Below are 15093 nucleotides of genomic sequence, written 5' to 3' on the forward strand. Positions count from 1 at the left end.
CACCCTCCGCCGGCGTCCCCGCGTGACCGCCCGGCAGCGGCGCGTGTCGTGATCGTTTCCGCCGAAGAGGGGGCGAGTCGTGCCCGCCGGTGCGGGCTCCGGAGGCGCACAATCGAGCCCGGCGAGTGCGGGATAAGGTGGGAGACCCGGGCGCGCCGGTCCGCCTGACCTAGGGGAGGTTTTCGCTGGTGTCGAACGATTCCTTCGTCCACCTGCACGTCCACACCGAGTACTCGATGCTCGACGGTGCGGCGAAGATCGGTCCCCTCTTCGCGGAGGCGGCGCGCCTCGGCATGCCCGCGGTCGGCATGACCGACCACGGCAACATGTACGGCGGCGACGAGTTCTACCAGCAGTCGAAGAAGCACGGCCTCAAGCCGATCATCGGCATCGAGGCCTACATCGCCCCGGAGAGCCGGTTCCACAAGAAGCCGGTCTTCTGGGGCCAGTCGAACCAGCGCGGCTCCGACGAGCTGGGCGAGGGCGGCGACGTCTCGGGCGCCGGTGCCTACACCCACATGACGATGCTCGCGCAGAACGCCACCGGGCTGCGGAACCTCTTCAAGCTGTCCTCGCTGGCCAGCATGCAGGGCTACTACCGCAAGCCCCGGATGGACCGTGAGCTCATCTCGGAGAACAGCACCGGCATCATCGCCACCACCGGCTGCCCGTCGGGCGAGGTGCAGACCCGGCTGCGGCTGGGCCAGAAGGAAGCGGCGATCCAGGCCGCGTCCGACTACAAGGACATCTTCGGCGCGGACAACTTCTTCCTCGAGCTGATGGACCACGGCCTGCCGATCGAGCGGTCGGTCCGCGAGGGCCTGCTGGAGGTCGGCCGCCTGCTCGACCTCAAGCCGATCGCGACCAACGACTCGCACTACGTCGTCAAGGAGCAGGCCGACACGCACAGCGCGCTGCTGGCCGTCCAGTCGGGCAAGACGCTCAACGACCCGACCCGGTTCAAGTTCGACGGCAACGGCTACTACCTCAAGTCCGCCGCCGACATGCGCGAGTACTGGGACAAGGAGGTCCCGGGCGCGTCCGACAACACGCTGCTGATCGCCGAGCGCGTCGAGTCCTACGAAGACGTCTACTCGCACAAGGACCGGCTGCCGTTCTTCGAGGTGCCGGAGGGCTACGACCAGGGCGGCTGGCTGCGCGAAGAGGTCCAGCGCGGCCTCAAGTGGCGCTTCCCGGACGGCGTGCCGGACGAGTACTACAACGAGCGCATCGAGATCGAGCTCGACGTCATCATCGGGAAGGGCTTCCCGGCCTACTTCCTGATCGTCGCCGACCTCATCAGCTACGCCCGCAAGGTCGGCATCCGGGTCGGCCCCGGCCGTGGTTCGGCCGCCGGTTCGCTGGTCGCGTACGTCCTCGGTATCACCAACCTGGACCCGATCCCGCAGAAGCTGCTGTTCGAGCGGTTCCTGAACCCCGAGCGCGTCTCGATGCCCGACATCGACATCGACTTCGACGACCGCCGTCGCGGCGAGATGATCCGGTACGCGACCGACAAGTACGGCGCGGACAAGGTCGCCCAGGTCATCACCTTCGGCACGATCAAGACCAAGGCGGCGATCAAGGACAGCGCGCGGGTCCACTTCGGCCAGCCGGGGTACGCGATCGCGGACAAGATCTCCAAGGCGCTGCCGCCGCCGATCATGGCGAAGGACATCCCGCTCTCGGGCATCGTCGACTCGAAGCACGAGCGCTACGGCGAGGCCGCCGAGGTCCGCGCGCTCGTCGAGACCGACGAAGAGTGCAAGACGATCTTCGAGACCGCCCGCGGCCTCGAGGGCCTGATCCGCAACGCCGGCGTCCACGCCTGCGCGGTCATCATGTCCTGCGACCCGCTGACCGACGCGATCCCGCTGTGGCAGCGCGACGACGGCTCGATCATCACCGGCTGGGACTACCCGTCGTGCGAGGCCATCGGCCTGCTGAAGATGGACTTCCTCGGCCTGCGCAACCTCACCGTCATCGGTGACGCGATCGACAACATCAAGACCAACCGCGGGGTCGACATCGACCTCGACCGGCTCGGCATGGACGACCCGGAGACGTACAAGCTGCTGGCCCGCGGCGACACGCTCGGCGTGTTCCAGCTGGACGGCGGCCCCATGCGCGACCTGCTGCGGCGCATGGAGCCCACGGTGTTCGACGACATCGTCGCGGTCGGCGCGCTGTACCGCCCCGGCCCGATGGGCATGAACGCGCACAACGACTACGCCGACCGCAAGAACAACCGGCAGAAGGTCAAGCCGATCCACCCGGAGCTCGACGAGCCGCTGCGGGAGATCCTGGCCGACACCTACGGCCTGATCGTGTACCAAGAGCAGATCATGCACATCGGCCAGAAGGTGGCCGGGTACACGATGGGGCGCGCGGACGTGCTTCGCCGCGCGATGGGCAAGAAGAAGAAGGAAGTCCTCGACAAGGAGTACGAGGGCTTCGAGGCCGGCATGCGGGCCAGTGACCTGCGGCCCGGCGGCTTCTCGCCCGAGGCTATCAAGGCGCTCTGGGACACGATCCTCCCGTTCGCCGGGTACGCGTTCAACAAGAGCCACGCGGCCGCGTACGGCCTGATCTCGTACTGGACCGCCTACCTCAAGGCGAACTTCCGGGCCGAGTACATGGCCGCCCTGCTCACGTCGGTCGGCGACAACAAGGACAAGTCGGCGGTCTACCTGTCCGAGTGCCGCCGGCTCGGCATCAAGGTGCTGCCGCCGGACGTCAACGAATCGGCCCTGCGCTTCGCGGCCGTGGGGGAGGACATCCGCTTCGGCCTGGGTGCGGTCCGCAACGTCGGCGCGAACGTCGTCGAGTCGATCATCAAGACCCGCGAGGAGAAGGGCAAGTACGCCTCCTTCGTCGACTTCCTCGACAAGTCCGAGCTCGTGGCCTGCAACAAGCGGGTCATCGAGTCGCTGATCAAGGCGGGCGGGTTCGACTCCCTCGGCCACACGCGGCTGTCGATGATCCAGGTTCACGAGGACGCGGTCGAAGCCGTCGTCCCGCTCAAGCGCCAGGAGGCGATGGGCCAGTTTGACCTGTTCGGCTTCGGCGGGGACGACGAGGACGCGGTGGCCTCGTCACCGCTCGCCCACCTGAAGTTCGGTGAGGAGGAGTACCCGCGCAAGCAGCTGCTGGCCTACGAGCGCGAGATGCTCGGCCTGTACGTCTCGGCGCACCCGCTGGACGGCGCCGAGCGGATCCTGCGCAAGCACGCCCCGAAGCCGATCGCGAGCATCCTCAACGATCCGCCGAAGGAAGGTGAGCTGGTGATCTCCGGGCTGATCACCTCGCTCGAGCGGCGGGTCAACAAGAAGGGTGAGCCCTGGGCGATCTGCACGGTCGAGGACATGGACGCTTCGCTCGAGGTGCTGTTCTTCCCCAAGTCGTACGCGCTTTTCTCGGGTGAGCTGATCGAGGACAACGCGGTCCTGGTCAAGGGCCGGGTCAACTGGCGCGAAGACAAGATGTCGATCTTCGGCGGTGGCCTGGCCACGCTCGACCTGTCGGAGGTCGGCACCGGCAACGGCGACGACGAGCCGCCGCTGGTGCTGCTCGCGGCGGCGGAGAAGATCGACCAGTCGGTGGTGAGCGAGCTGCGGTCCACGCTGCTGGCGCACAAGGGCGAAACGATGGTCCACCTCAAGCTGGTGGGGCGGAACCAGACGGTGTTCGCCCTCCACGACTACCCGGTGAAGGTCAGCTCGATGCTGATCGGGGAGCTGAAGGGCATCCGCGGCATCACCGCCAGCACCTGATGGGGAGATCCGCGCGCGGGACAACGCGCGCGGATCCCGCCCTTTGTGTTTTGCTGGACACGATGACGTACGAACCCGATCCCCGCCGCTGGAAAGCGCTTGCCGTCTCCCTCACCGCCGGGTTCATGGGCCTGCTCGACGTCAGCATCGTCAACGTCGCCCTCCCGTCGATGCAGTCCGGGCTGCACGCGAGCAGCGGCGGGATCCGCTGGGTCGTCTCCGGCTACGCGCTGGCGTTCGGCCTGGTCCTGGTCACCGGCGGCCGCCTCGGCGACGCGTTCGGCCGCCGGAACATGTTCCTCGGCGCCCTCGCCGCGTTCGTCGTCACCAGCGCGCTGGCCGGCGCGGCCCCGAACGAGACGACGCTGGTGCTCGCCCGCCTCGCCCAGGGCCTGGCGGCCGGCATGCTCACCCCGCAGAACACCGGCCTGATCCAGGACCTCTTCCGCGGCGCCGAGCGCGGCCGCGCGTTCGGGATGTTCGGCGCGGTAGTCGGGATCTCGACGGCGGTCGGCCCGATCCTCGGCGGCTTCATCATCGCCGTCTTCGGGGCGCAGGACGGCTGGCGCTGGGTGTTCTACGTCAACGTCCCGATCGGCGTCCTCGCGTTCGTCCTGGCGCTGCGGATGCTGCCGCGCAGCGAGAAGAAGCAGCTCAAGATCTCCTCGGAGATCGACTTCGCCGGGATCGCGCTGCTCGCGGTCGCCGTCCTCGGCGTGCTGCTTCCGGTGGTCGAATCCGACTCCGGCGGCATCACGCGGCTGTGGTGGCTGTTCGTCGTCGCGCTCGTCTTCGGGGCCGCGTTCGTGCGCTGGGAGCACTCGGTCGTCCGGCGCGGCCGGTCGCCGCTGCTGGACACCCGGCTGTTCACCGGCACGCCGGGGTACGCCACCGGCGCGGCGATCGGCGCGCTCTACTTCTGCGGGTTCGCCGGGATCTGGCTGGTCTTCGCGATGTACTTCCAGCAGGGCCTCGGCTATTCGCCACTGCAGTCCGGCCTGTCCGTGACGCCGTTCGCGCTCGGCTCGGCGGTGTCCGCGGCCATCGCCGGGCGGCTGGTGCCCCGCTTCGGCAGGCGGCTCACCGTCACCGGGCTGGGCATGGTCGTGGTGGGGTTGCTGGTCGTCGCGCTGCTCGCCCGGCTGGTCCCGCCGTCGGCGTCCGGGTGGGCTTTCGCGCTGCCGCTGCTGTTCGCGGGGGTGGGCGGCGGGATGATGATCTCGCCGAACACGACGTTGACGCTGGAGTGCGTGCCGATCCGGCTGGCCGGTGTCGCCGGCGGCGCGCTGCAGACCGGGCAGCGGCTCGGCACGGCGATCGGCACCGCCCTGCTCGCCTCGGTGTACGGCGCGGTCGTCGGCGCCGGGCTCGGCTTCGCCCCGGCGCTCACCATCGCGCTCAGCTGCGCGGCCGTCCTGACGTGCGGGGCGCTGGCCCTGGCGATCGCCGAGCTCCGCGCGCGGCGCCACCGGGCTTCCGAAGCGGACCGCGAAGAGCGGGCGGCCGAGACATCGGCGGCGGACGTCCACCGGGGCTGAGACACTACTTTGGGCAAATTCGCGATGCTCCAAACGGGTGACGAGCACGGAAAGGCACTGGTGCTACGCAGAGCGACCGGGTAGATCTTATGGAGCCTTCACTGCGCGGCTTTAGCTACCGACAGTGGCAAATCGGTCGGCCACCCGGGGATGGGGTGACCGGCTTGAGCGATCGAAGCGTCCGGAGTTCGAGGGAATGGACACACTCGGTCACCTTCCATCCAGTGAGTGTCGGCGTCCGCGGGGGACCGCCCGGCGCTCACGGAAGGGTTGCCCATCGGTGACCGCCGGCGCGTGACGGCAGCGGGTGGGCCCGGGTGAGGGGGAACCGGGCCTGCCCGTCTTACTTCGTGTCACGCCTGCCGCTCCCGCCCTGATCATGCTGGGATGGTCGGCGTCCGTCCGAGGCCGACGCGGGGAGTCCCGATGACCGAGCAGCCGTTGCGCGCGCGGGTTTGGTACCGGCCGATGCGCTCCCGCGACCGGGGTGAGGGACACCGCGTCGCGACGCCGCTCGAGCTGCTCTTCGACTTGTGTTTCGTGGTCGCCGTCGGCCAGGCCGCCGCGTCGCTGCACCACGCGCTGGCCGAGGGGCACGCCGCGCACGGCGTGTCGTCGTTCGCGATGGTGTTCTTCGCGATCTGGTGGGGCTGGCTGAACTTCAGCTGGTTCGCCTCGGCCTTCGACACCGACGACGTCCCCTACCGGCTGGCCACGCTCGTGCAGATCGCCGGCGGGCTGACCATCGCGGCCGGGGTGAGCAGCGCGTTCGAGGGCGACTTCCGCGTGATCGTCGCCGGCTACGTCCTGATGCGGCTGTCGCTGGTCGGGCAGTGGCTGCGGGCGGCGCGCTCCGCGCCCGAGGCCAGGCCCGCCGCGCTGCGGTTCGCCGCCGGGATCGCGTTCTGCGAGGTGCTCTGGATCGCCCGGCTGTTCCTGCCGGCGTCGACCGCCGTCGTGACGTTCGTGGCCGTGGTGCTCTGCGAGCTCGCGGTGCCGGTGGTCGCCGAGCGCAGCGCGCGGACGACGTGGCACCCGCACCACATCGCCGAGCGGTACGGCCTGTTCACGCTGATCGTGCTCGGCGAGACGATCCTGAGCGCGACCAACGCGATCAAGGAGGGCGTGTCCGGCGGGGAGCACGTCGGGAGCCTCGTCGGCCTCGCGGCGGCCGGCCTGGTGCTCGTGTTCGCCATGTGGTGGCTGTACTTCGACCAGCCGGGCCACGCGCGGCTCGTCCGCCGCCCGAGCATGTTCACGTCGATGAGCTGGGGCTACGGCCACTACCTGATCTTCGCGTCCGCGGCGGCCGTCGGCGCGGGGCTCGAGATGGCGGTCGGGTACGACACGGGCACGCTCCACGGCATCGGCGGTGTCGCCGCGGCGCTGGCGACCACGGTCCCGGTCGCGGTCTTCCTGCTGAGCGTGTGGCTGCTGCACATCGGCCCGACCAACGAATGCCGCCCGATCGCCATCGGCTTCCCGGTGACCGCGGTGCTCGTCGTAACCGCGTCGTTCACGCCGGCGCCGATCCACGTCGCCGCCGGGCTCGCGGCGGCGCTCGTCGCACTGACGGTGGTCGCGACCCACGGGGCGCCAGCCGGGGGATCGGTGCAGGTCAGGGGCCTGGCGCGATAAAAGGTACCCCCCTGTGCAAGGGGGTTTCGGGGGCATGTAAAGTTCTCCAAGTCGCCAGGGAAACCGGGTGGCCGCCGGGAACACGAACCAAGCTCCCACGATCTCGTGGTAGAGTGGGTGATCCCGAACCAGGGTGGTATCCCTGGAACAAAGCTTGAAACAATAGCCGAAGACCAAGGCGCTTTGCGGCGCGGCGGTCCGAAGTGTGTTGCTTGAGAACTCAACAGTGTGCTAGTGAACTAAGCCAGTAGAGCTTATGTTTTGAAACCTCGTATGAGGTTCCTTTGAGAGCATTAATTTGCCTCGATTAAACTGTTCATTGTTGGAGAGTTTGATCCTGGCTCAGGACGAACGCTGGCGGCGTGCTTAACACATGCAAGTCGAACGCTGATCCGCTTTCGGGTGGTGATGAGTGGCGAACGGGTGAGTAACACGTGGGTAATCTGCCCTGCACTCTGGGATAAGCCTTGGAAACGGGGTCTAATACCGGATATCACAACTTCTCGCATGGGGGGTTGTTGAAAGTTCTGGCGGTGCAGGATGAACCCGCGGCCTATCAGCTTGTTGGTGGGGTAGTGGCCTACCAAGGCGACGACGGGTAGCCGGCCTGAGAGGGTGACCGGCCACACTGGGACTGAGACACGGCCCAGACTCCTACGGGAGGCAGCAGTGGGGAATATTGCACAATGGGCGAAAGCCTGATGCAGCGACGCCGCGTGAGGGATGACGGCCTTCGGGTTGTAAACCTCTTTCGCCAGGGACGAAGCGCAAGTGACGGTACCTGGATAAGAAGCACCGGCTAACTACGTGCCAGCAGCCGCGGTAATACGTAGGGTGCGAGCGTTGTCCGGATTTATTGGGCGTAAAGAGCTCGTAGGCGGTTTGTCGCGTCGGCCGTGAAATCTCCACGCTTAACGTGGAGCGTGCGGTCGATACGGGCAGACTTGAGTTCGGTAGGGGAGACTGGAATTCCTGGTGTAGCGGTGAAATGCGCAGATATCAGGAGGAACACCGGTGGCGAAGGCGGGTCTCTGGGCCGATACTGACGCTGAGGAGCGAAAGCGTGGGGAGCGAACAGGATTAGATACCCTGGTAGTCCACGCTGTAAACGGTGGGTGCTAGGTGTGGGCGACATCCACGTTGTCCGTGCCGTAGCTAACGCATTAAGCACCCCGCCTGGGGAGTACGGCCGCAAGGCTAAAACTCAAAGGAATTGACGGGGGCCCGCACAAGCGGCGGAGCATGTGGATTAATTCGATGCAACGCGAAGAACCTTACCTGGGCTTGACATGCGCCAGACATCCTCAGAGATGGGGCTTCCCTTGTGGTTGGTGTACAGGTGGTGCATGGCTGTCGTCAGCTCGTGTCGTGAGATGTTGGGTTAAGTCCCGCAACGAGCGCAACCCTTATCCTACGTTGCCAGCGCGTTATGGCGGGGACTCGTGGGAGACTGCCGGGGTCAACTCGGAGGAAGGTGGGGATGACGTCAAGTCATCATGCCCCTTATGTCCAGGGCTTCACACATGCTACAATGGCTGGTACAGAGGGCTGCGATACCGCGAGGTGGAGCGAATCCCTTAAAGCCGGTCTCAGTTCGGATCGCAGTCTGCAACTCGACTGCGTGAAGTCGGAGTCGCTAGTAATCGCAGATCAGCAACGCTGCGGTGAATACGTTCCCGGGCCTTGTACACACCGCCCGTCACGTCATGAAAGTCGGTAACACCCGAAGCCCATGGCCCAACCTCGTAAGGGGAGGGAGTGGTCGAAGGTGGGACTGGCGATTGGGACGAAGTCGTAACAAGGTAGCCGTACCGGAAGGTGCGGCTGGATCACCTCCTTTCTAAGGAGCACAACACATCCATCAGGCCGGGATACCCGGATCAACCTGGTGGGGTGGCTGGGACTCAAGTGCCGAATGTGTGCTTGTTCCGGTTGCTCAAGGAATCGTGGAACTACTGGTTATGGCTCACCGCGGTTGTGATACCGCCGGCTAGTACTGCGGAGCTTGCTTCGCGTGGAACCCCGGTCGTGGAGCTGGGTGGTGGGTTGTTCGCTGTGCACACTGTTGGGTCCTGAGGCAACACGCCTCAGGGCTTACACAGCCCTGAAACGTAGTTTGTTTCTGGTGTGGTGTTTGAGAACTGTAGAGTGGATGCGAGCATCTTTGTGGTCAAGTTGTTAAGGGCACATGGTGGATGTCTTGGCTTCAGGAGCCGATGAAGGACGTAGGAGGCTGCGATAAGCCTCGGGGAGCTGTCAACCGAGCTGTGATCCGAGGATTTCCGAATGGGGAAACCCAGCACCAGTGATGTGGTGTTACCCGCACCTGAATATATAGGGTGTGTGGAGGGAACGCGGGGAAGTGAAACATCTCAGTACCCGCAGGAAGAGAAAACAACCGTGATTCCGTGAGTAGTGGCGAGCGAAAGCGGAAGAGGCTAAACCGATTGCATGTGATACCTGTCAGGGGTTGTGTGGTCGGTGTTGTGGGACCCGCCTTGAGGAGACTGACATCTCTTCGGGTTGTTGTGCTGGTTAGTGGAACCGCTTGGGATGGCGGGCCGGAGTGGGTGAGAGCCCCGTACGCGAAAACCAGTTTCAAGGACCTTGGTGGTGTTCCCGAGTAGCAGCGAGCTCGTGGAATTTGCTGTGAATCTGCCGGGACCACCCGGTAAGCCTAAATACTTCCTGAAGACCGATAGCGGACTAGTACCGTGAGGGAAAGATGAAAAGTACCCCGGGAGGGGAGTGAAAGAGTACCTGAAACCGTGTGCCTACAAGCCGTCAGAGCCTGCTTTGTTGGGTGATGGCGTGCCTTTTGAAGAATGAGCCTGCGAGTTAGTGCTGCGTGGCGAGGTTAACCCGTGTGGGGTAGCCGTAGCGAAAGCGAGTCTGAATAGGGCGTCTGTAGTCGCGTGGTCTAGACCCGAAGCGGAGTGATCTACCCATGGCCAGGGTGAAGCGACGGTAAGACGTCGTGGAGGCCCGAACCCACTTAGGTTGAAAACTGAGGGGATGAGCTGTGGGTAGGGGTGAAAGGCCAATCAAACTCCGTGATAGCTGGTTCTCCCCGAAATGCATTTAGGTGCAGCGTCGTATGTTTCTCCACGGGGGTAGAGCTACTGGATGGTCTAGGGGCCTTACCGGGTTACCGAAATCAACCAAACTCCGAATACCGTGGTGTTAGAGTACGGCAGTGAGACGGCGGGGGATAAGCTTCGTCGTCGAGAGGGAAACAGCCCAGAACACCAGCTAAGGCCCCTAAGTGTGTGCTCAGTGGGAAAGGATGTGGGATTGCCCAGACAACCAGGAGGTTGGCTTAGAAGCAGCCACCCTTGAAAGAGTGCGTAATAGCTCACTGGTCAAGTGGTCCTGCGCCGACAATGTAGCGGGGCTTAAGCACACCGCCGAAGCTGTGTCATTCATGCAATACATCGGCTTGGACTCTTGAAGTCCTTGTCTAGTGGTGTGGATGGGTAGGGGAGCGTCCTGCATCCGGGGAAGCGGCGGCGGAAGCCAGTCGTGGAGGGTGTGGGAGTGAGAATGCAGGCATGAGTAGCGAATGCAGAGTGAGAAACTCTGCCGCCGGATGACCAAGGGTTCCTGGGCCAGGCTAATCCGCCCAGGGTAAGTCGGGACCTAAGGCGAGGCCGACAGGCGTAGTCGATGGACAACGGGTTGATATTCCCGTACCCGAGCATGTGCGCCCATGACGAGGCGTTTGATACTAACCACCCAAAGCCATGAGCTGAAGTCTTCGGATGGAGGTTTGTGTGTGGAGCGTGGGATCTGATTTCGTAGTAGTCAAGCGATGGGGTGACGCAGGAAGGTAGCTCCGCCAGGCGATGGTTGTCCTGGTGTAAGCGTGTAGGCCGGAACATAGGCAAATCCGTGTTTCATGAGGCTGAGACGTGATGCGTAGCCGTTTGAGGTGAAGTAGAGTGATCCTATGCTGCCGAGAAAAGCCTCTAGTGAGTGCATGCACGGCCCGTACCCCAAACCAACACAGGTGGTCAGGTAGAGAATACCAAGGCGATCGGGTGAACTGTGGTTAAGGAACTCGGCAAAATGCCCCCGTAACTTCGGGAGAAGGGGGGCCAAACATCCTGAAGTCCTTTACGGGCTAGGGGTGGGTGGCCGCAGAGACCAGCGGAAAGCGACTGTTTACTAAAAACACAGGTCCATGCGAAGTCGCAAGACGATGTATATGGACTGACGCCTGCCCGGTGCTGGAACGTTAAGAGGACCGGTTAATCCCTTCGGGGGTGAAGCTGAGAATTTAAGCGCCAGTAAACGGCGGTGGTAACTATAACCATCCTAAGGTAGCGAAATTCCTTGTCGGGTAAGTTCCGACCTGCACGAATGGCGTAACGACTTTCCGGCTGTCTCAACCACAGGCCCGGCGAAATTGCACTACGAGTAAAGATGCTCGTTACGCGCGGCAGGACGGAAAGACCCCGGGACCTTTACTATAGTTTGGTATTGGTTTTCGGTTCGGCTTGTGTAGGATAGGTGGGAGACTGTGAAGCGGCAACGCTAGTTGTTGTGGAGTCGTTGTTGAAATACCACTCTGGTCGAATTGGGAATCTGAACCTCGGGCCATGATCTGGTTCAGGGACAGTGCCTGATGGGTAGTTTAACTGGGGCGGTTGCCTCCTAAAGAGTAACGGAGGCGCCCAAAGGTTCCCTCAGCCTGGTTGGCAATCAGGTGTTGAGTGCAAGTGCACAAGGGAGCTTGACTGTGAGACAGACATGTCGAGCAGGGACGAAAGTCGGGACTAGTGATCCGGCACCTCCTGGTGGAAGGGGTGTCGCTCAACGGATAAAAGGTACCCCGGGGATAACAGGCTGATCTTGCCCAAGAGTCCATATCGACGGCATGGTTTGGCACCTCGATGTCGGCTCGTCGCATCCTGGGGCCGGAGTAGGTCCCAAGGGTTGGGCTGTTCGCCCATTAAAGCGGCACGCGAGCTGGGTTTAGAACGTCGTGAGACAGTTCGGTCCCTATCCGCCGCGCGCGTAGGATACTTGAGGAAGGCTGTCCCTAGTACGAGAGGACCGGGACGGACGAACCTCTGGTGTGCCAGTTGTTCTGCCAAGGGCATGGCTGGTTGGCCACGTTCGGAAGGGATAACCGCTGAAGGCATCTAAGCGGGAAGCCTGTTCCAAGATGAGGTATCCCACCCCTTTGTGGGTTAAGGCCCCCAACAGACCATTGGGTTGATAGGCCAGAAATGGAAGCACAGTAATGTGTTGTCGAGTTGACTGGTACTAATAGGCCGAGGACTTGCCTACGAAGATGTTGCGCATCCACTCTACGGTTCTGAAACACCACCCCAGAGGGTGTGTTGTTTCGGAGTGTTTCGGTGGTTTTAGCGTCAGGGAAACGCCCGGTCCCATTCCGAACCCGGAAGCTAAGCCTGACAGCGCCGATGGTACTGCAACCGAAGGGTTGTGGGAGAGTAGGACACCGCCGAACTTATTTTGGAGAAAGGGCCTGGGCCCGGTCGAGACGTAAGTCTCCCGGCCCAGGCCCTTTCTGCATTCCCACGTTCGGGTATGCGAGTCGGGGCGGTCCTGGCGGCGAGTTCCGCCGTCAATCACGCGAGTCCCGGCCCCAGTCACGCGAATCCCGCCCCGGGTCACGCTGACGCGGGCCCAGGCCGGCACAGTGTCGTCCCTCCCATCACGCGTGATGGCTCCCGGATCACACGTGATGCCTCCTGTCGCTCGCGTGCGGTGTGAGCCGGCCCGGAACTCACGTGATCAGAACCGCAACTCGCGTGATTGAGGCCGGAACTCACGTGATTGAAGGGGCATCTCGCGTGATTGGAGGGTCGACTCGTGGGCCTGGCGGGGCGGTTTGGGTGTTCGAAAGGGGCTGGGCAAGAAGAAGGGGGTCAGGAGCGAAGCTCCTGACCCCCGATGGACGGGACGAGTGGTTACTTGATGGCCGAGCCGGCCTGCCAGTCCGCCCAGGACTTCGTCCAGTCGCCGTACAGGTCCCACACCGGGAGCTGCGGGCCACCGGAGTTGGTGACCTCCACGACGTCGCCCAGGCCCATGTTCTGGAAGAACCACTGGGCGTTCGCGTCGTTCAGGTTGATGCACCCGTGCGACACGTTCGAACTGCCCTGCTGGCCCACGCTGTTCGGGTTCTCGTGGACGAACTCGCCGTCGTTGGAAATCCGCTCCGAAAACTTCTCGTTCGAGCGGTAGGCCTTCGGGTCAGGCGGGCAGACGCCGTAGGTGCACGAGTCCATCGTGTAGTTCGCCTGTTTGTCCGAAATGACGTGCGCGCCCAGATGTGTCGGCGTCGCGTCCTTGCCCATCGAGATCGGCATCGACTTGACCATGGCGCCGTTGTGGAAGATCTGCATCTGCTCGCTGTTCCCGTCCGCCTTCGCGATCCAGGAATCGTGCACCTTGTACGTCTCGGTCCGGTCCTCGGCGCCGAAGACGCCGCCGCCGAAGTCGACGCCGTAGATCTTCGCCGTCACCTTCAGGGTCGTGCCGGCCTTCCAGTACTCCTTGGGCCGGTAGTGGACGTTCGAGTCGTCGATCCAGTACCAGCTGCCGTCCTGCTTCGGCGTCGACTCGACCGTGAGGGCCTTCTCGACCGCCGCCTTGTTCTTGACGGCGACCTTGCCGAAGCTGAACACGATGGGCTGCCCCACGCCGACGCCCGTGCTCGCCACCGCGGACGGCGCCGGGATCAGGTTGGCGTTCGCCTGCTTCTTCGGCGCGATCGTGCTGATCTGGTTGTCCTGCTCGATCGGCTGCCCGTTGGCGCCCTGGGCGTGCGCGACGATCTTGTACGTCGCGCCGTAGCCGAGTGGCTCGCTCGACGTCCAGCTCGACCCGTCGCTCGCGAGCTTGCCGGCGACCGTCTTCCCCTTGCCGGTGTTGGTCACCGTGACGTCGAGGAGCTTCCCGTTGGCCGCCTTGACGACGATCGGCGTCGCGGGGTTCACACCCGTGCCGCCCGCGGGATCGAACGTCACCGCGACCGGTGTCGCGGACGGCGAGGCGGACCCCGACTCCGGTGCCCCGCCGGCGGGCGAACCACCGTCGTCACCGGACGAGCAGGCGGAAAGCAGCAGTGCTCCGGCGAGGATTCCGGCCACCGAAAGTAAAATCTTCTTGGGGAGCATATTGTCTCTTTTTGGGGAATTGGGATCGGCGGGCATTCGTCATCAAAACTACGCGATAGCGATGACGTCCTTACCGGCGGATCGGTGCATCGGCGTGACGCGGATCACGTCATGACGAGCCCCGGGGCGCCGTACAGCCCCGGCCCGCTCACGGAAAGCTCGTCGAGGTACTCCCGCGCCGCCGTGTACGCCTGTTCAGCCAGTGCTTCCGTGTGCCCGAAATCGAGGGGGTTCACACGCACCGGCGCCGGTCCCGGCAGGTACAGCACCGGCGCCTGCGCGGCGGCCAGGGGCGCTTCCAGCACGGCCTGGTTCCGCATGCTGATCATCGCGGTGAACATCATCACCTCGGCGAACGTCCGCGGCGCGCCCGGCAGCTTCCCGGGGAACGCGCAGTCGAGCACCACCAGCGACTTCGCGCCCATGGCGAGCGCCTGCCGCATCGGCACGTTCGCGACGAGCCCGCCGTCGTACAGCAGCTTTCCCTCGTGCTCCACCGGCGGGAAGATCCCCGGGATCGCGCAGCTGGCCAGGAGCGGCTCGAGCAGGCGCCCGGACCGGATCAGCAGCGGCTCGGCCGTTTCCACCTGCGTCGTGACGACGCCGAGCGGCAGCGCGAGGTCCTCGAAGCGGGTCTCAGCGCCGAGGTGGTCGGCGATGATCCTCGCCAGGCCGGTGTTGGGGAACAGGTGCGTCTTGCTCTGCGTCAGCGTCCGCACGCGGCTCAGCACACCGCCGGGGAACGCCTCGTCGCGCGTCATGTGCGCCCAGATGCCGTGCAGCCGCGCGAGCGCGTCGCCGCCGGACAGGGCCAGCACGGCCGCGTTGAGCGAGCCGACCGACGTGCCCGTCACGAGGTCCGGCGAAAGCCCGGCCTCGGTCAGGGCGCGCAGCATGCCGACCTGCATGGCGCCGAGGCTGCCGCCTCCGCCGAGGACGAAGCCGACCGGCCGGGGGAGATCCGCGAGACTCATAGCGCCGAATGTAGTA

5 protein-coding genes and 3 rRNA genes are annotated in these 15093 nt (G+C 64.4%); 6 read left to right on the forward strand and 2 right to left on the reverse strand.

What is annotated here, in order from left to right; all coding sequences use genetic code 11:
• The first annotated feature begins 188 nt into the window (after positions 1-188).
• From dnaE to rrf, 6 genes are all read left to right on the forward strand, one after another.
• Entirely contained in the window at positions 189-3773 is a 3585-nt protein-coding gene (dnaE, locus tag A3CE_RS0134315) for a DNA polymerase III subunit alpha (protein ID WP_020644627.1), read from the forward strand.
• A 62-nt stretch (positions 3774-3835) separates the two neighbouring features.
• Positions 3836-5311, forward strand: coding sequence for an MFS transporter (locus tag A3CE_RS0134320; protein ID WP_026469140.1), 1476 nt, complete (start codon positions 3836-3838; stop codon positions 5309-5311).
• A 426-nt stretch (positions 5312-5737) separates the two neighbouring features.
• Positions 5738-6949, forward strand: a complete 1212-nt coding sequence (locus A3CE_RS52075) for a low temperature requirement protein A (protein WP_020644629.1) — start codon at positions 5738-5740, stop codon at positions 6947-6949.
• Between the two features lie 319 nt (positions 6950-7268).
• Positions 7269-8789 (forward strand): 16S ribosomal RNA (locus A3CE_RS0134330).
• A 328-nt stretch (positions 8790-9117) separates the two neighbouring features.
• A 23S ribosomal RNA gene (locus tag A3CE_RS0134335) occupies positions 9118-12244 on the forward strand.
• A 67-nt stretch (positions 12245-12311) separates the two neighbouring features.
• Positions 12312-12428 (forward strand): 5S ribosomal RNA (gene rrf, locus A3CE_RS0134340).
• The 16S, 23S and 5S rRNA genes sit together here, the layout of an rRNA operon.
• 463 nt (positions 12429-12891) lie before the next feature.
• On the opposite strand, the gene A3CE_RS0134345 is transcribed toward rrf, so the two are convergent.
• Both A3CE_RS0134345 and A3CE_RS0134350 read right to left on the reverse strand, forming a co-directional pair.
• Positions 12892-14103: an Ig-like domain-containing protein gene (locus tag A3CE_RS0134345; protein WP_020644630.1), complete on the reverse strand. Its 1212-nt coding sequence runs from the start codon at positions 14101-14103 to the stop codon at positions 12892-12894.
• Positions 14104-14207: 104 nt separating this feature from the next.
• A complete protein-coding gene (locus tag A3CE_RS0134350) occupies positions 14208-15077 on the reverse strand; it encodes a patatin-like phospholipase family protein (RefSeq protein WP_020644631.1) in 870 nt (289 codons plus the stop codon).
• Positions 15078-15093 lie beyond the last annotated feature (16 nt).

It is taken from the genome of Amycolatopsis balhimycina FH 1894, assembly GCF_000384295.1.
GTDB lineage: Bacteria > Actinomycetota > Actinomycetes > Mycobacteriales > Pseudonocardiaceae > Amycolatopsis > Amycolatopsis balhimycina.